Source organism: Caminibacter profundus, from assembly GCF_054657155.1.
In genome coordinates this window covers 1,078,374-1,097,500 of sequence record NZ_BAAHXC010000001.1, presented here as the reverse complement: position 1 = coordinate 1,097,500, position 19,127 = coordinate 1,078,374, and the positions used below count along the sequence as shown (strand labels likewise).

Sequence of the window (19,127 nt, the reverse complement as noted above, 5' to 3'; positions counted from 1 at the left end):
GTTTGTTGGTGGGACTAAGCAGAGGCCTTGCGAGTAGCTCGGGACACGTGAAATCCTGAGTGAATATGGGAGGACCACCTTCCAAGGCTAAATACTCCTGCCAGACCGATAGTGCACAAGTACCGTGAGGGAAAGGTGAAAAGAACCCCAGTGAGGGGAGTGAAATAGAACCTGAAACCGCTTGCCTACAATCATTCGGAGCCCTATGTCCTTTGGACAGGGTGACGGACTGCCTTTTGCATAATGAGCCTGCGAGTTGTGGTCACTGGCGAGGTTAAGGGGAGACCCGGAGCCGAAGCGAAAGCGAGTCTGAACAGGGCGTTAAGTCAGTGGCTGCAGACCCGAAGCTGAGTGATCTATCCATGGGCAGGTTGAAGGCGGGGTAAAACCCGCTGGAGGACCGAACCGGTAGGCGTTGAAAAGCCTTCGGATGACCTGTGGATAGGGGTGAAAGGCCAATCAAACTCAGTGATAGCTGGTTCTCTCCGAAATGCATTTAGGTGCAGCCTCAGGAGGTAGCCATAGGGGGTAGAGCACTGATAGGGCTAGGGCGGCCCACAGCTGTACCAAACCCTGTCAAACTCCGAATACCTATGGTGGAATCCTGGGAGTGAGGCGTAGGGTGATAAAATCCTATGTCGAGAGGGGAACAACCCAGACTACCGGCTAAGGTCCCAAAGTTAAGCCTAAGTGGAAAAGGAGGTCAACCTGCTTAGACAACCAGGAGGTTGGCTTAGAAGCAGCCATCCTTTAAAGAAAGCGTAACAGCTCACTGGTCGAGCGGGTTGGCGCCGAAAATATAACGGGGCTAAAGGCTTACACCGAAGCCGTAGACTCCCTGTGGAGGGGGAGTGGTAGGAGAGCGTTCCTGTCAGCGCTGAAGGTGTACCGGTGAGGAGCACTGGAGCGGCAGGAAGTGAGCATGCAGGCATGAGTAGCGATAAAGTGGGTGAGAATCCCACTCGCCGAAAGCCTAAGGTTTCCTACACGATGCTCGTCAGTGTAGGGTTAGTCGGGACCTAAGACGAGGCCGAAAGGCGTAGTCGATGGGAAAACGGTTAATATTCCGTTACCTACTAACAGCGAGGCGAAGGGGGGACGCCTAGGGTTAGCCGAGGTCACTGATGGAATAGTGGCTCGAAGGGTGTAGGAGGCTAGGTAGGCAAATCCGCCTAGCAAAACTCCGAGACCTGACAGGCTCTCAAACTCCTTCGGGAGGGAGAGAGAATCGGTGATACCGTCGGGCCGAGAAAAGCCTCTAAGCCGTTTGAGCTGTTAGTAGCCCGTACCGTAAACCGACACAGGTAGGCGGGATGAGTATTCTAAGGCGCGTGGAAGAACCCTCCCTAAGGAACTCGGCAAACTGGCACCGTAACTTCGGGATAAGGTGTGCTCCGAGTAGGTGAAGGGACTTAGCTCCTGGAGCCGAAAGGAGTCGCAGCGCAGCGCTCTTGCCGACTGTTTACCAAAAACACAGCACTCTGCTAACTCGTAAGAGGAAGTATAGGGTGTGACGCCTGCCCGGTGCCGGAAGGTTAAGGGGATCCGTTAGCCGAAAGGCGAAGCGGTGAACCGAAGCCCCGGTAAACGGCGGCCGTAACTATAACGGTCCTAAGGTAGCGAAATTCCTTGTCGGTTAAATACCGACCTGCATGAATGGCGTAACGAGTGAGGGGCTGTCTCAGGGAGGGATCCAGTGAAATTGTAGTGGAGGTGAAAATTCCTCCTACCCGCGGCAAGACGGAAAGACCCCGTGGACCTTTACTACAGCTTGGCATTGTAGGTGGGATATCCATGTGCAGGATAGGTGGGAGGCTTAGAAGCCTGAGCGCCAGCTCAGGTGGAGCCGCCCTTGAGATACCACCCTTGGATATCCTGCCTACTAACCCGCATGAGTAATCCTCATGGGGGACAGTGCCTGGTGGGTAGTTTGACTGGGGCGGTCGCCTCCTAAAGAGTAACGGAGGCTCACAAAGGTTGGCTCATGGCGGTTGGAAATCGCCAGAAGAGTGTAAAGGCATAAGCCAGCCTGACTGCGAGAGAGACACCTCGAGCAGAGACGAAAGTCGGTCTTAGTGATCCGGTGGTTCTGAGTGGAAGGGCCATCGCTCAAAGGATAAAAGGTACCCCGGGGATAACAGGCTGATCTCCCCCGAGAGCTCACATCGACGGGGAGGTTTGGCACCTCGATGTCGGCTCATCGCATCCTGGGGCTGGAGCAGGTCCCAAGGGTATGGCTGTTCGCCATTTAAAGCGGTACGCGAGCTGGGTTCAGAACGTCGTGAGACAGTTCGGTCCCTATCTGCCGTGGGCGTAGGAAGGCTGAGGAGAGCTGACCCTAGTACGAGAGGACCGGGTTGGACGTGCCACTGGTGTACCAGTTGTCTTGCCAAGGGCAGTGCTGGGTAGCCAAGCACGGAAGGGATAACCGCTGAAAGCATCTAAGCGGGAAGCCCACTCCAAGATGAGCCTTCCCTGAAGGGTGCAGGAAGACTACCTGCTTGATAGGCTGGGGGTGTAAGCCCTGCGAGGGGTTGAGCTGACCAGTACTAATAACCCGATTGGCTTCTGTAAGTGCGTGGACAAGGCTTTTAACAGCTAACTTTAGTTATATAGTGACAAGCGTAGTGGGAAAAGCGTAGGGGAAACACCCTGAACCATTTCGAACCAGGAAGTTAAGCCCTACAGCGCTGATGATACTGCATCCTTACGGATGTGGGAAAGTAGGTCCCTGCTACGCTTTTCAGTGTATAACTTTTATAACATAACAAAGAGTCTGGCACTATATATATCGGCTCTATCTTTTACTTCTCTTGGATATTTGTTTTATTTCTCTCATATTAATGTCTATTTTAATTATTATTTTAATTATAAAATTAATTTTATTATATTACCTGTCCTAATCTATTATATATCTCTCTTTTTCTAATTGTTAATTCTACATATTTTACTAATATACCTATCTCCCAATACTCTAATACCAATCCCAAGATGTTTAGACACTTCAGTATAATAAAATTTATACCAATTGACAATGGAAAATGATGAAAAGTATTGAAATTAAGGAAATTTTAAACATTTATAAAGTAACTAACTAATTAAGAATTGGTATAATCAATAAACTTTTTATTATCTACCCAGACCAGCTTACGCAGGTTGGGCAAGTTTTTTTATTATTTTAATAAATTTTGCTTTATTAAAATTTTATTTTTAATATTAAATATTTTTTATTAATGTCGATTATTATATTGAAGTGGCAAGGAAGCCACCAAAAAAATAAAAGGAGTTAAAATGGGATTAAGAATTAATACAAATGTAGCTGCACTAAATGCACATACTGCACTACAAATTACAAATAGAAATTTAAACAGTTCATTAGAGAAATTAAGTACAGGGCTTAGAATTAATAAAGCGGCTGATGATGCTTCAGGTCTTCAAATTGCAGATAGTTTAAGAGATCAAGCAGATAGTTTAGGACAAGCGATTAGAAACGCAAATGATGCAATAGGTGTTATGCAAATTGCAGATAAAGCAATGGATGAGCAAGTAAAAATTTTAAATACAATTAAAGTAAAAGCAACACAAGCAGCTCAAGATGGTCAAACAAGTGATACTAGAAAAGCACTTCAAGAAGATATAGTTAGACTTATGGAAGAACTTGATAATATCGCTGGTACTACTACATATAATGGAAAAAGCTTACTTAGTGGTAGTTTCACTAATCAAAAATTCCAAATTGGTGCTTATTCAAACCAAACAGTTACTGCAAGTATTGGTGCTACTTCATCTGATAAAATAGGTAGTACAAGATTTGAAACTCAAGGTGTTATTAAAGTTTCTCAGGGTGCAAATGCACTTGAAGAAGTTAAATTAAAATTTGCATCGGTAGATGGTACAAATGATATTACATTAGAGAGTGTAAAAATTTCAACAAGTGCTGGGACAGGTATAGGGGTATTAGCAGAGGTAATTAATAAAAACAGTAATTTAACAGGTGTTAGAGCTTCTTGGCAAGTACAAGGTACAGGTTCTACTGAAGTTCAATCGGGTACGATAAAAGGTTTAACAATTAACGGAGTAACAATAGGTGATATTACAGTACAAAAAGCAGATAGTGATGGTAACTTAGTTAACTCAATTAATGCCGTTAAAGATAAAACAGGAGTGGAAGCATTTATTGATGAGCAAGGAAGGTTAAATCTAAGAAGTTTGGATGGTAGAGCTATAGATATTTCTTCATTTTCATCAGGGGGAGCAAATATTCTTGGAAAAGGAGATTTTGCTCAGGTAAGTAATGGGGCAGGAAGTGATGTAATAGTAGGAAGACTAACACTTACAAGACTTGATGCAAGAGATATTAGAATAAGTGGAACTGTTGGTGGAGCGAATGCATTAAGTAAAATAGGAATGCTTAAATCACAAATGGCAGAGGCTACAATTAATCTAAGAACAATAAAAGGTGAGTTTAGTGCAGACCAAGCAAGTGCTATAGGAGCTAATGCTAATAATCAAATAGCAGGAGATAATGCTAAGGGACTTGGTGCTGGTGTTACAACATTAAGGGGAGCTATGGCTGTAATGGATATTGCAGATAGTGCTATGAAATTACTTGATAAAATTAGAGCTGACATTGGTTCAGTTCAAAATCAGTTAGTGAGTACAATTAATAATATTTCAGTTACACAAGTGAATGTAAAAGCAGCTGAGAGTCAAATTAGAGATGTAGATTTTGCTCAAGAGACAGCTAATTTCCAAAAATACAACTTACTTGCTCAATCAGGAAGCTATGCATTATCTCAAGCTAATGCGGCTCAGCAAAATGTAATGAGATTACTTCAATAAAAGGCTTTTTGCCTTTTTCTTTTACATATATTAATTCTTAAAAAAGAAAGTAAAAAGTTTTATATATTATAAAGTCATATAATACATACTGCTTATTATAAGTGTCTCCTTTTCAAGTAAAGGTAAGTAAAGCTTTTACAACTTTACTATTTTCAAGGCACTGACTAAATAGGAACAAAAATTGCTTTTTTTTAGAAAAAGGTTAATCTTATGAAAGTTGGATTTAATAAAGGGAAAAAATATAAAAAATATAAAAGATTAACTCAAGAACAAAAGGAAATGATTTTTAAATTATACCAATTCTAATATAGTCATAGTTTTTAAATAGAAGTATATGCTTTAATTGGTTGTATTTGATTAACTAAATTTTATTATACTGAAGTGTCTAAACATCTTGGAATTGGTATTATTCTCAGAAAAAATGGAATTAAGAAAAATAGCAAGAGTTATTGGAGTAGAATTAGGAACAGTTCAATATCATTTAAAAAAAACTTATGGAGTATGAAGAGTTGTATAAACTATTTGTAAATCTTTTGAAAAAAGCTAATTTAGTGTTTTCATATCTTTGTTTAGATGAACTTTATACTTTTTATGGTAAAAAAGATAATAAAGTTTATGTATGGACAACAGTGGGAGTTACTAAAACAGGAAGAAAATTTTATTTTTATTTTTTATCCAAAAAAAAGATATTGAAAGTTTATTATCGTTTAATTTTGATTTGCCAAAGGTAGAAAGATATTACACAGATGGTCATTTTGCATATTCAAATGTTTATGAAGATAAAGTAATTCAAGAGAAATCAAAATATACAAATTTAGTAGAAAATTTGAATTCTCAAAAGAGGAATAAAGTGTCTTATCTTGTTAGGAAAACTAATGAAGCGAAGCGGTTGCGAAGCAATCATTCTCTTAGAGAAAAGCACATGCTAAATCTTTTGAATGGCTTAATAGAAGACTCGCTATGTTTTTTGCTGAGCTTAATCTTAAAGGTCATAAAATTGCCATTTAGTCAGTGCCATTTTCAATATTTTATCTTAATATTATTTTAAAATTTTTATTTGTAAAAAAATAGTATTATTTATTTTTTTGGAACATATTTTGCTTCTCCTTTAAAAATAAAAGGAGTTGATATGGGTTTTAGGATAAATACTAATGTAGCTGCGCTTACAGCGCATGCTGCTGCAGTAACAAATAATAGAAATTTGAGTAACTCTCTTGAAAAACTAAGTACAGGGCTTAGAATTAATAAAGCGGCTGATGATGCTTCAGGTCTTCAAATTGCAGATAGTTTAAGAGATCAAGCTGAAAGTTTAGGTCAAGCAATTAGAAACGCAAATGATGCTATTGGACTTTTTCAGATTGCAGATAAAGCAATGGATGAGCAAGTAAAAATTTTAAATACAATTAAAGTAAAAGCTACACAGGCAGCTCAAGATGGTCAAACAACTGATACCAGAAAAGCACTTCAAGAAGATATTGTTAGATTATTGGAAGAACTTGATAATATCGCTGGTACTACTACATATAATGGAAAAAGCTTACTTAGTGGTAGTTTCACTAATCAAAAATTCCAAATTGGTGCTTATTCAAACCAAACTGTACAAGCAAGTATTGGTGCTACTTCATCTGATAAAATAGGTAATACAAGATTTGAAACTCAAGGTATTATTGAAATTTCTCAAGGAGTTAATGCTTTAACTTCTGTTGCATTAAAATTTGTTGCAGCTGATGGTGTTAATGATATTCAACTTGAAACTGTAAAAATTTCAACAAGTGCTGGGACAGGTATAGGGGTATTAGCAGAGGTAATTAATAAAAACAGTAATTTAACAGGTGTTAGAGCTTCTTGGCAAGTACAAGGTACAGGTTCTACTGAAGTTCAATCGGGTACGATAAAAGGTTTAACAATTAACGGAGTAACAATAGGTGATATTACAGTACAAAAAGCAGATAGTGATGGTAACTTAGTTAACTCAATTAATGCCGTTAAAGATAAAACAGGAGTGGAAGCATTTATTGATGAGCAAGGAAGGTTAAATCTAAGAAGTTTGGATGGTAGAGCTATAGATATTTCTTCATTTTCATCAGGGGGAGCAAATATTCTTGGAAAAGGAGATTTTGCTCAGGTAAGTAATGGGGCAGGAAGTGATGTAATAGTAGGAAGACTAACACTTACAAGACTTGATGCAAGAGATATAAAAATTTCAGGTAGTGTTGGAGGGGCTGCAGGAAATTTAAGTAAAATAGGAATGCTTAAATCACAAATGGCAGAGGCTACAATTAATCTAAGAACAATAAAAGGTGAGTTTAGTGCAGACCAAGCAAGTGCTATAGGAGCTAATGCTAATAATCAAATAGCAGGAGATAATGCTAAGGGACTTGGTGCTGGTGTTACAACATTAAGGGGAGCTATGGCTGTGATGGATATAGCTCAATCAGCGGCTAAAATATTAGATAAAATTAGAGCTGACATTGGTTCAGTTCAAAATCAGTTAGTGAGTACAATTAATAATATTTCAGTTACACAAGTGAATGTAAAAGCAGCTGAGAGTCAAATTAGAGATGTAGATTTTGCTCAAGAGACAGCTAATTTCCAAAAATACAACTTACTTGCTCAATCAGGAAGCTATGCATTATCTCAAGCTAATGCTGTTCAACAAAATGTAATGAAATTATTGCAATAACAATAAAAAAGTTTTTTTGAAAACGTAGAAAAACAAATAAAGTAATAGCCCTATAAAATTTTTCTTTCTTTTAGGGCTTTTTCCAGTTTTGGTAGAGTTCTATTTATTACTATTCTTTGAGAGTTAATAATTCCCGCCAACATGAATAACCAATCTTTATGGTTCATTATCCAATCAATAAGCTTTGCTTTTTTTTCTATATCTGTTTTTGGATTTTTGAGTTGGATTTGAGCTAGTGCGGTTTCTTTATTTATCAGATATGAAGCAATAGCTTCTCCATACATACTGAAAAAGCTTTTATCTTCTATAAGTGATTTTATTTTATCAATTTCATCTGATAGTTTTATAAGCTTATTAAAATTAATTTTATCAAGTTGGTTATTTTTATTTAGTTCTACTAATGTATCAAATTCTTTTGCTACTTTTAAAAATAACTTCTCTACCTTTTTTTGAACTTTTTCACCTTTTTTAAGCATTCTTAATGTTTTATTGTAAACTTTTAAAAGATTTTTATCGATGTTTTTTTGTGTAGGATATTTTAATTTTATTTTAGTTTTTTTATTTTTTGGGAGATATTTATTTATAACTTCCTTAAAAGGCATTTCAATTGCACCTTCAATTCTTGCACCACCTTCAGTAGCGTTTATAGTAATAATACCTTTTTGATTTAAAATACTAATATCTTTTTCAAAAAAATTTCTAAACATATTCCAAACTTTAGTGGTTCTTATTACGCCGTTTCCTCCATATTTTGTTACAAAAATGTCTGTTTCTTTATATTTTACTTCATCTTCTCCATAAACATGTCCATTTGCATGAGATTTACCATCTTCACTATATGCTAAATCTTGACCAATCAAAACTATTTTTTCAAATCCAAGCATAAAAGCCAGTTCATATGCCATATTAGCAGCACTCATTCCAATTCCTAAGTATCCATATTTTGGAAGGTTAAAATATTTATTGTATAAAAATGGTCTCATACTTAAAATTTTTGGGGAGTATGAATTTTTTAAGACTTCTTCATGTTGTAAAGAGGCATGGATGGTGATAAATTTTTCTTGAAATTCTTTAGAAGTAGATTTAAAAAACTTTGCAGTCTCTTTTACTCTTTCAAGAGAAGTTACAAAGTCTGGAACTATTTGCCATTTTTCTAAAATAGGCATACTCGCATCAACACTTATAATAGTTACATAATCTTGAATTTCTTTTAGTAAAGGTAATTGTTTTGTAAGAGAAGGACCTGTAGCTACTATTATAGCAATATCTGAGTTTTTCTTGTTTTTTAAATTTTGTATAGGGGGGGTTTTTAGCATTTCTGGGAAATTTTGAATAGAGTGTTCTATTCCTATTAAGTTATCTATTGTATCATTTCCAAATCCTATAATAGCTTGCTTAATAGCTCTTATAAAAGTTTGATTAATTCTTAATATTTCATTTTTATATAGTTTTTCATAATATGGAGTATTGATAATTAATTCATAACTTCTCACAAATAAAATTACATCTGGGTGAGAAATAATATTATGAGCTTCTGGATATTGCAACTGTTCATTTGTTAAAATTATTAATCTATTCTGTAAGATTTCTTCTGAAAAATCTATAAAATTTAAAACAATATAAAGTATTTCTATATCAGGTTCTATTACAACTATTTTTTTTCTATTTGGATTAGAAAGAAGTAGTTTTAATAAAATACCATTTCCTATACCAAAAAAAAATAAAACGGGGTAGTTTTTATATTTATCATTTAGTTCATTTAGTTTTGTTTCTATTTCTTGAAGAGGTATTGTTTCATATAATGGTAGTTTTTTTTTGATATCTATAAAGTTAAGATTAGCGTTATCATTTTGATGAGCAAAAATTTCAAATTTTTTATTACTACTTCCAAAAATTTTGCTTGCAAGTATTGGATTTTTATCAAAAAGAGCTTTTATATTTTTTTCAAAAATAGACATTTTGTACCTTTTTGTTTTTTATATCGGTTATTTTTGATAAAATTTTATGGAATTGTTTTTGCTTATAGTTATAAAAGGTTCATAATGGAAATTAGATATAAAGAAGATTTGGATATTTTAATAAATGAAATAATACAAGAAAATATAAAATTTGATGAAGAACTAGCAAGTCTAATTCAAAGAAGAGTAGAGGATTTATATTTTAAAGATGGAGACATTCCTCCTTCTTATTATATTAATCTTTTTTTTAAATTTCAAAATATTTCTATTAAAAAAAATAATTATCTTGAAAAACAAAGAAATTTTTTAAATAAATATTTTTATGATGGAGCAAGCGAAGAAGAAAAATTTTTATTAAATAATGTGATTTTTATTTTAGATATTTTAAATGGAATGTATAAAAAAGGATTGTTTGATTATATAAGAAAAGGGCTTACTTTATCGCATTTTGCGTATATGAATAATAAAGAAGTAAAAATTTTTATAAATTTTTTAACGGAAAATTATTTAGATGAAAAAATATTAATAGACTCTTTTAGAAGTTTAATTGTAGATTTCTTTACTTTTTCTGAAATAGAGAGAAGAAGCATTTTTGTTAATGGATTATCTATGCTTTGGAACTCACCAAGTATATTTAACAATAAAATTTGGCTTGAAATTTTTGATGAGTTAGTGAATTTAATTCATATACTAATAAAAAAAGATATGATAGAAGAGGAGATGTATGTTCATTTTTTTACTTATCATATTTATGGAAATAATATTCATACGATTGATGAATGGGGAGTATTTAGTGAAAAAGTAGAAAAACCAGCTAGTATTTTTTATAAAAATTGGGGAGAAAAGTATAACCTATCTAAACCAAAAAAAAGAGTTTCTACAAAAAAGAAAAAAATAGGATTTTTATTTGATAGAGTAGTGTTAAATTCTCCGTTTATGGTTATTTATTCTTTATTTAAAGCATTACTTGAAAATGAGGATTTTAGAAACAATTATGAGATTTATGTGTATTCTATGAATTATATTGATAAATGTCAAGATGATGAATATTGGATTAATATTTTGAAAAATATGGGAATTAAATATTATTCAAATTATGAAATGTTTAAAAATTATGGATATTATTATCCACATCTACAAAAAGCTCTTCATTTAAGAGAGAAAATCATTGAAGATAAGATTGATTATTTAATTAGTGGATTTGGATATGATATACCAAACTTTATTTTTTCAAATAGAAGTGCGCCAAAACAAATTTTTTGGTCACATGGAAATTGCACAAGTAAAATTGAAAACATTGATTTAAGAATTTCTCACTTTTCTCAAGAATGCACAGAATTTGAATGGAGTATTTTTAATGTACCTATAGCTGAAGAATTTTTAGTAGGGAATGAGGAAGATAAACAAAGAGGGAAAATTTTAAAAGAAAGTTTATTAAAACAATTTGGAGAGGATACTGTAATTCTTGGAACAATAGGAAGACTTATAAAAATAGATAGTAATGAGTATTTAAAAGTTGTTGCTGAAATTATGAGAGAGAATCCAAATACTATTTATTTAGCATGTGGAGTTGGTAATAAAGAAAAAATAATAGAAAAATTGAAAAAATATAATATTGATGAAAATAGATTTATATTTACAGGTCATATTAATCCTCATATTTTTGGATGGGTTATTGATGTGTGGTTGGATAGTTTTCCTTTACTCCAAGGTCAAAGTAGGAATGAGTTTGAGGCAAAAGGAGGAGTAGTTGTTGGAATGAAAAAATATTATCCTGATGTATTTATTAATTCTCTTAGTAAAATAACTGATAAAAAACTATTAGCTGATGATGAAAAAGAGTATGTAGAATTAGCAAACAAGTTTATAAGAGATGAAAAATATAGAAAAGATGTTGGAGAGATTTTTAAAAAAAGAATAAAGATTGTAAATAAGTTTGACAAAGGAGAGTTTTTAAATTTATTGTAATATAAAAATAAGTTGAAAATATATTTGGATACATAAAAGGTATTTAAGATGAATTTTTATTTGGTAGGTTCTGTTCCAAGTAGTGGGAGTACTTTGCTTGCAGATTTACTTGATAGTACTTCTTTTAGTGTATGTGGGGAGGAGACTAAAATTTTTGCTAATAAAAACATTTATAGGGACTTTGAGTATTATAAAAATAATATTGATAGAGGATTTAAGTTGTCTTTTCTGCATAGTTATGGCAAAATTTATTTTAATTTTTTGCATAAATATGGACTTAATTTAAAAGAGTTTAAAGAGATTTTAGAAAATTCAAATAGTTTAAAAGAATTTGTAAATATTTTTAAATTAAAATATTTAGCTTTAAGAGGAAAAGATATAAATGGCATATTATTTGAAAAAACTCCTGAAAATTTAAATACAATAAAAGAGTTTTTAGACCATTTTGATTCTTTTTTTATAGCAATAGTAAGAAATCCAATTTTTGTATACAAATCATTAAAAAGAAGAGGTTTTCCTGATTATATCTCTTTATTGACTTGGCTTGTAGATAATGCCAAACTAGCAAAATATATGAAAAATGAAAAAGTAATAGTCGTTAAATATGAAGAGTTAGTGAAAAATCCGTTTGAGACTGTAAAAAATATTTTTAAAAAAATAGGTTATACTATATCTACGGAAGAATTAAGAGAATGGTATTTAAGTAATAATTATAGAAAATATTGTTCAATAAAATTAAAAGAGTGGAATGTGAAAAGTTTTGGAAAAATTGTGAATGCAAATCTTTTAGAGAAAGTGACAAAAGAAGATTTAGAAAAAATGGGTATGCTTATGAATGTGAAAATTTCAAAAAAGTATGCCGAATTTTTTGATGTGGGAGAATTTAGTTTCAAAGAATTATGTGATTTTTTTGGGTACGATATTGACTTTATAAAAACAACAGAAATTCCAAAACCTTCAATTTCTGAGAAAAAATGGATGCTTAACAGATGGAAATATGATATGAGGCATGGAGAAGCTATTAAGGAAGATAGAGATTATTATGTAAAGGTGATTGAGAGAATATAATGTGTGGAATTGCTGGAGCAAATTTTGATTTCTTTTATGATAATAGTTTAATCCATAGAGGACCAGATGATTATGGAGAATATAAAGATAAGTTTGTATCTCTTTTTCATAATAGACTATCAATTTTAGACTTTGCTAATGCAAAACAGCCATTTTTTTATAAAGATTATGTTTTAGTTTATAATGGAGAAATTTATAACTATTTAGAATTAAAAAAAGAACTTAATGAATATAATTTTAAAACAACTTCTGATACTGAAGTTTTGCTTTATGCGTATGATAAGTGGGGAAAGGATTTTTTACATAAATTAAATGGAGATTTTGCATTTTGTATTTATGATAAAAAAAGAAAAAAGCTCTTTTGTGCAAGGGATAGAGTTGGAAATAAACCATTTTATTATTTTTTCGATGGAAAAAGATTTGTTTTTGCAAGTGAGATTAAAACGTTAAAGAAATTTATTAGTGGATTTAATGTTCAAAAAGTTGGCAATGCGATTTTATTTTCAATAAATGATGATGATGAGTTTACTGTTTATAAAAATATTTATAATTTAAAACCTAGTCATTATATTGAATTTAATTTAAAGAATAATAAAATAAGAATCAATAAGTGGTATTCCTTAAGAGAAAGAGAAATAAAATCTTTTAAAGAATCTTTAGAAGAATTTGAACATTTAATAAAAGATGCAGTTAATATTAGGCTAAGAAGTGATGTACGTGTTGGAGCGATGCTTAGTGGGGGAATTGATAGTAGTATAATTGCTTATTATGCAAAAGATATGGATTTTTATAGTATAGTTTTTGAAGATGAAACGATTGATGAGAGTTATTATATAAAAATTTTAGAAAAGAAACTTAATTTAAAAATAAAATATTTAACTCCAAAATTTGATAAACAAGAATTTAGAAAACTTATAAAAACACAATTTGATATTTTTAGAAGTCTTTCTATTTATAATCAATATTATATTTTTAAAAAAGCAAAAGTAAAAGTTATGCTAAGTGGACAGGGTGCTGATGAGTTATTTGGAGGATATTATCATCATGTTGCGAGGATTATTGCAAAAAATGAGAAAGAATTTATTAATAGAGTAAAAATTTATAAACAAAAAGCGCTAGAAGAATTGAAGATAGGAAAGAAACTTTTGCTTCCGAAATTTTTAAAACTAAAACTATTAAAAAAAGATAATAAAGAAAATTTTTTGATACTAAGAGAATTATTGAATAATTATGAACCAAATTATGATTTACTTTTAAAAAAGTATTCTTCTAATATAAAAAAATCTTTAAAAGATGAAGTTTTTTCACTGAATTTGCCACAACTTTTAAGGTATGAAGATAGAAATGCTATGGCTTTTTCAATTGAAAATAGAACTCCTTTTACAGATTATAGAATTATTGAGTTTTCCTTAAATTTGCCGATAAATTATAGATTTAGGAATGGACTTAGTAAATATTTTTTAAGAGAGTTTGCTAAAAAATTTTTACCAAAAAAAATAGTTTATAGACTTGATAAAATTGGCTTTGAAGCTCCGGATAAAAAATGGTGGGGGAAAAATTTGTTTCAATTTAGACTTGCAATATTTAATGAATTGAAAAAGGAAATAAAATGTATATGAGATGTTTGAAATGCAATTCAAAGATAGATTTTGAAAAATATTTAAATAAAGAAAAATTGATTTGCACTAGCTGTTTAGTTGAGTATCCAGTTTATAAAGGGGTAATTGATTGTTTTTTTCTAACTGAAGAGGAATATAAGAAAGAGATTAAAGATACTATTGAAGCTTTTGGGTATCAATGGACTATAAGAAATACAGGACATAATGAAGGATCTTTAAAATATACCAAACAGCTTTTATTTGATAGATATGCGATGGATGAAGAAGAGTTTAGTAACTACATAAAAAATAAAATTGTATGGGACCCAGCAATTGGTAGCGGGAGAATGGAGTATATTTATGCAAAGTATGCAAAGGAAGTTTATGCAACTGATTTATCAGTATCAGTATACAAAGCAAGAGAACATTTAAAAAACAAGTTTAATAATATAAAATATTTTAGAGCTAATTTATTAAATCCTCCTTTTGAGAATGAGAGTTTTGATATAGTGTTATGTCATGCAATTATTCAACATACAGGTGACCCACTTGGAGCTTTGAAAGTTTTTAGAGATGTTTTAAAAAAAGATGGTATTTTGTTTGTAGATTTTTATAAAAAAGCAACACCTATTAGAGAGTTTACTGATGAATTTATTAGAAAAAAGATGCGACAATTAACTCCTGAAGAGGCTGATGAAGCTTTAAAGCCTTTAACAAAGTTAGCACAAGAGTTTTATAAATATGAAATAGAAGTACCAGAAGATATACCATATTTGGATATAAAAAAAGGTAAATATAATTTACAAAGGCTTATTTATTATAAATTTTTAAAACTTTTTTGGAATGAACATATGAGTTTTGAAGATAATCATAATGTGATGTTTGATTGGTTTTATCCAGATGTTGCTGATAGATATTCTGTAGAAGAAGTTAAAGAGTTTTTTAGAAATGTTCCTGAATTTAAAATAGAAAAATTTGTTGTGTTAGAAGGTGGTATTGGTGTTATTGCGAGAAAATCTTAAAATTGCAATTATTGGATGTGGAAGAATAAGCAAAAAACATTTAGAAGCAATAAAAGAGAATGACTTAGAGTTAGTAGCAGTTTGTGATATTAATTTAGAGAGGGCAAAAAAAATTGGAGTACCATATTATAAAGATTATAAAGAGATGTTAAAAAAGGAGGATATTGATATAATCTCAATTCTTACTCCAAGTGGAATGCATTATTTTCATGCATTAGATATTTTAGAGTTTAAAAAGCACTTAATTATTGAAAAACCAATAACTTTGAGATATTTTGAAGCGGAAGATTTGGTGGATAGAGCGAAAAAACTTGGAGTTAAAATTTTTACGGTTAAGCAAAACAGGTTTAATTTACCAATAAAAAAATTAAAAGAGATTATTGAAAGTAAAAAATTAGGAGAAATTTTTTTAGCAACTACTCGTGTGAGGTGGGCAAGGACACAGAAATATTATGATATGGATAGTTGGAGAGGGACTTGGAAACTTGATGGAGGAGTTATAGCTAATCAAGCAATTCATCATTTAGACTTACTATTATATCTCGTAGGAGATATTGAGAGTATTTATGCAAAAAGTATTAATGCTTTTGCAAAAATAGAAGCAGAAGACACTGCAGTTGCTACAATAAGATTTAAGAGTGGTGCTCTTGGAACTTTTGAAGCAACAACTGCTACAAGACCAAAAGATATTGAAGGAAGCATTTCAGTTTTAGGAAGTAAAGGTATGGTAGAAATTGGTGGATTTGCTGCAAATAAGATTGTAAAGTGGGAGGTTGAAGAAGAGATTAATGTAAAAAAATTTTCTCAAAATCCAGATAATGTTTATGGTTATGGGCATATAGAGTTTTATAAGGATGTGATTGAGTCAATTAAGACTAATAAGCGGGGAATTTGTGAGATGGAAGAGGGAGTTAAGTCAGTTAAAGTTATGAATGCTATGTATGAGAGTATTGAGAAGAATAAAGAGATTGTTATTGATGAATTAGAGTTAAAAAAAGCGAGAATAGGAAGATGATTTGGATTGATATTGCAACTCCAAAATATGCTCACTTTTTTGCAAAACTTATTCCATATTTAGATGAGGTTATAATTACTGCAAGGTATTCTGATAGTTATAAAGAGGTTAAAGAGATTTTAGATAGTTATGGATTTAATTATCATATCGTTGGCAATTATGGAGGAAGTAGTAAAAAAGAAAAATTTTTATCAAGACTTAAAAGGCAGGAAGAGTTTTTAGAACTATTTGAAAAAATTGGATACCCAAAACTTTTAATTAATGGAGCAGTTGTAGATAGTACACAATTTGCTTATGGAGTTGGTATTCCAATAATTACTTTTTATGATACTCCAATTGTATTAGAACCTAACTATAAAAAGATTCACTATAATCTTACTCCTGTATCAAAATTAACTCTTCCATTTGCACAAAAAACTTACTATCCATTTGTAATTCCAAAAAAGATTTTTGAGAAAAATAATATAAATGCAAAAAGTTATGATTTTATTGATGTATGTTTGTGGATGAAAGATATAAAAAAAGATGAAAGCAAAAATTTTAGGAATAGATTTAATATTCCAAATAGGTATACTATTTTGATCCGAGAAGAGGAGTATAAAGCTCATTATATAAAAGAGAAAAAGCCTTTTATTTATGAATTAATTAAAAAATTAAAACATGAAGATTTTAATATTGTAATAATGCCAAGATATGAGAGTGAGTATTTAAAAAAAGAGTTTCCTTTTGCCTATGTAATTGAAGAAAAATTAAATCCGGATGAGTTTTATCCATTTATTGATTTTTTTGTAGGTGGTGGGGGGACTATGACTCTTGAAGCTGTATATTTTGGAATCCCCACAATTTCAATGAGATCAATTTGGTTAATTCATGATAAATATTTAATTGATAATAATCTGTTATTTTGGACAAATGATGTTGATGCGGCTTATAGATATATTAAAAAAAATATTGGTAAAAAGTTTAATAATAAAAGATTTTTTTGTAAAGGAGACTGTACTTTAAAAAGCATTGCACAAGAGATAAAGGAGTTTTATGAAACCAATATTTTATGAAGCTCAGATTCGAAATGTTAAGTTTGGTAAAAATGTTAAGATAGTAAAGCCTGTTAATTTGTATGAGTGTGTTTTGGAAGACAATGTTTTTGTTGGCCCTTTTTGTGAAATTCAAAAGGGTGTAAAAGTTGGAAAAAATACAAAAATTCAGTCGCATACTTTTATATGTGAATTTGTTACTATTGGAGAGAGTTGTTTTATAGGTCATAGTGTTATATTTGTAAATGATTTGTTTAAAGATGGAAAACCTGCTGGAGGAGATAAAAGTAAATGGAAAGAAACTGTTATTGGAGATAATGTATCAATTGGAAGTAATGCTACAATTTTGCCAGTTAAAATTTGTGATAATGTAGTTATTGGTGCTGGGAGTGTTGTTACAAAAGATATAAACAAAAGTGGAATTTATGCAGGAAATCCTGCAAGATTTTTAAGGGAAATTGATGATTAAATTTTTGGATCTAAAAAAACAATATGAAAATATAAAAGAAGAAATTGATAAAGCTATTTTTGAAGTTATTGAAAGTTCAGCATTTGTTGGTGGAAAATTTGTTAATGAGTTTGAAGAAAACTTTGCTAAATATATTGGAGTTAAACACACAATAGGTGTAGGTAATGGTACAGACGCACTTGAAGTTGCTCTTTGGGCGCTTGATTTGCCAAAGGGTAGTGAAGTAATAGTTCCTGCTAATACTTTTATTGCTACTGCTGAAGCTATTACAAGGAATGATTTAAAAGTTAGATTTGTAGATTGTAATAAATACTATCAAATAAACACAAAAAGCATTGAGGAAAACATAACCGATAAAACTTCTGCAATAATTGCTGTGCATCTTTATGGACATCCTTCAAATATGAAAAAGATTTTAGATATAGCAAAAAAGTATAATTTAAAAGTAATAGAAGATTGTGCTCAGGCACATGGAGCAGGAATTATAAGTAGCCAAGTAACCAAGTTTCAAGTTCCAAGTATTAAAAAGTGTGGAACTTTTGGAGATGTAGCTACTTTTAGTTTTTATCCTGGTAAAAATCTTGGAGCTTATGGAGATGGAGGAGCAGTTGTTACAAATGATGATGAACTGGCTAAAAAAATTAGAAAATATATAAATCATGGAAGAAGTGAAAAATATAATCATGAGTTTGAAGGTAGAAATACAAGACTTGATGGAATGCAAGCTGCAATTTTAGATGTAAAACTAAAATATCTAGATAAGTGGTTAAAGAAAAGAAACGAGATTGCAAATAGATATTTAAGTGAGATTCAAAACCCTTTAATTAAACTTCCAAAGGTTATAGATAATATCTATCATGCTTGGCATCTTTTTGTAATTCAAGTAGAAAATAGGGAAAAATTTATATATTATATGAATAAAAATGGTATTCAAACAGGAATTCACTATCCAATAGCACTTCCTAAATTAAAAGCATATGAGCATTTAGACTTTGATTGTAAGAAATTTAAAGCTTGCAAAGAGGATAAATTTTTGGTATCTTTGCCAATAGGAGAACATTTGGAGTCTAGTGATGTTGATAGGGTAATTAAAGTTGTAAATAATTATAAAGGATATTGATGCTAAATTTTTTAAAGAATAAAACACAAAATTATGTAGAACCCAAAAAAGACCCATTTCCTGATTATGAAGAGGTTAAAAGTTTAACAATTATTGATATTAGAGATGAAGAAGAGGTTGAATATTATGGAAAATATCCAAATTCTATTAATATTCCTTTTGATAAATATTTTGCAAGTAAATTAATGATGCTAGATAAGAATAAAAAATATGGAATTATGGACTTAAGAGGAGATAAAGTATATGAAGCTGAAAAACTAGCTAAAGAAGTTGGACTTAATGCAAAAGCTTTAAAGGGAGGTTTTTTTTATATTAGTGAAGTATTAAATTATAAACCAATAAAAGATTAA

At 31.2% G+C, this 19,127-nt stretch carries 12 protein-coding genes and 2 rRNA genes (1 of these 14 only partly in view); 13 read left to right on the top strand and 1 reads right to left on the bottom strand.

Going from position 1 to position 19,127, the window contains the following annotated elements; genetic code table 11:
• The 4 genes from ACYQ1U_RS05850 to ACYQ1U_RS05835 form a co-directional block, all read left to right on the top strand.
• Positions 1-2,574 (top strand): 23S ribosomal RNA (locus tag ACYQ1U_RS05850) (it extends 335 nt beyond the left edge of the window).
• Between the two features lie 49 nt (positions 2,575-2,623).
• Positions 2,624-2,740, top strand: a 5S ribosomal RNA gene (gene rrf / locus ACYQ1U_RS05845).
• A 551-nt stretch (positions 2,741-3,291) separates the two neighbouring features.
• Positions 3,292-4,842 carry a flagellin A gene (locus ACYQ1U_RS05840; protein ID WP_459885294.1) on the top strand — a complete coding sequence of 517 codons (1,551 nt, stop codon included), beginning with the start codon at positions 3,292-3,294 and terminating at the stop codon, positions 4,840-4,842.
• A gap of 1,129 nt (positions 4,843-5,971) precedes the next feature.
• Positions 5,972-7,525 (top strand): flagellin A, encoded by a 1,554-nt coding sequence (locus tag ACYQ1U_RS05835; protein WP_459885291.1) that lies wholly within the window; start codon positions 5,972-5,974, stop codon positions 7,523-7,525.
• A gap of 50 nt (positions 7,526-7,575) precedes the next feature.
• Here the strand turns inward: ACYQ1U_RS05835 and ACYQ1U_RS05830 are convergent, their stop codons facing one another.
• The gene (locus ACYQ1U_RS05830) at positions 7,576-9,483 is read right to left on the bottom strand and encodes a motility associated factor glycosyltransferase family protein (RefSeq protein ID WP_459885288.1); all 1,908 of its coding nucleotides are present in this window, start codon (positions 9,481-9,483) and stop codon (positions 7,576-7,578) included.
• Positions 9,484-9,567: 84 nt separating this feature from the next.
• Here ACYQ1U_RS05830 and ACYQ1U_RS05825 point away from each other — a divergent pair, with 84 nt between their 5' ends.
• Genes ACYQ1U_RS05825 through ACYQ1U_RS05785 form a run of 9 tightly spaced genes read left to right on the top strand, consistent with a single transcriptional unit; the run spans position 9,568 to position 19,127 of the window.
• Positions 9,568-11,451, top strand: coding sequence for a hypothetical protein (locus tag ACYQ1U_RS05825; RefSeq protein WP_459885285.1), 1,884 nt, complete (start codon positions 9,568-9,570; stop codon positions 11,449-11,451).
• 48 nt (positions 11,452-11,499) lie between these two features.
• Positions 11,500-12,519, top strand: coding sequence for a sulfotransferase (locus tag ACYQ1U_RS05820; protein WP_459885282.1), 1,020 nt, complete (start codon positions 11,500-11,502; stop codon positions 12,517-12,519).
• Positions 12,519-14,138, top strand: coding sequence for an asparagine synthase (glutamine-hydrolyzing) (gene asnB, locus ACYQ1U_RS05815; protein WP_459885279.1), 1,620 nt, complete (start codon positions 12,519-12,521; stop codon positions 14,136-14,138). Before ACYQ1U_RS05820 ends, asnB begins: the two co-directional genes overlap by 1 nt.
• Positions 14,129-15,139: a class I SAM-dependent methyltransferase gene (locus tag ACYQ1U_RS05810; protein ID WP_459885276.1), complete on the top strand. Its 1,011-nt coding sequence runs from the start codon at positions 14,129-14,131 to the stop codon at positions 15,137-15,139. Before asnB ends, ACYQ1U_RS05810 begins: the two co-directional genes overlap by 10 nt.
• Positions 15,117-16,154, top strand: coding sequence for a Gfo/Idh/MocA family protein (locus ACYQ1U_RS05805; RefSeq protein WP_459885273.1), 1,038 nt, complete (start codon positions 15,117-15,119; stop codon positions 16,152-16,154). The genes ACYQ1U_RS05810 and ACYQ1U_RS05805 overlap by 23 nt, the downstream gene beginning before the upstream one ends.
• A complete protein-coding gene (locus tag ACYQ1U_RS05800) occupies positions 16,151-17,209 on the top strand; it encodes a DUF354 domain-containing protein (protein WP_459885270.1) in 1,059 nt (352 codons plus the stop codon). Before ACYQ1U_RS05805 ends, ACYQ1U_RS05800 begins: the two co-directional genes overlap by 4 nt.
• A complete protein-coding gene (locus ACYQ1U_RS05795; RefSeq protein ID WP_459885267.1) occupies positions 17,190-17,657 on the top strand; it encodes an acyltransferase in 468 nt (155 codons plus the stop codon). The genes ACYQ1U_RS05800 and ACYQ1U_RS05795 overlap by 20 nt, the downstream gene beginning before the upstream one ends.
• Complete coding sequence (locus ACYQ1U_RS05790) at positions 17,650-18,777, top strand: DegT/DnrJ/EryC1/StrS family aminotransferase (protein ID WP_459885264.1); 1,128 nt, start codon at positions 17,650-17,652, stop codon at positions 18,775-18,777. Before ACYQ1U_RS05795 ends, ACYQ1U_RS05790 begins: the two co-directional genes overlap by 8 nt.
• Complete coding sequence (locus tag ACYQ1U_RS05785) at positions 18,777-19,127, top strand: rhodanese-like domain-containing protein (protein ID WP_459885261.1); 351 nt, start codon at positions 18,777-18,779, stop codon at positions 19,125-19,127. Before ACYQ1U_RS05790 ends, ACYQ1U_RS05785 begins: the two co-directional genes overlap by 1 nt.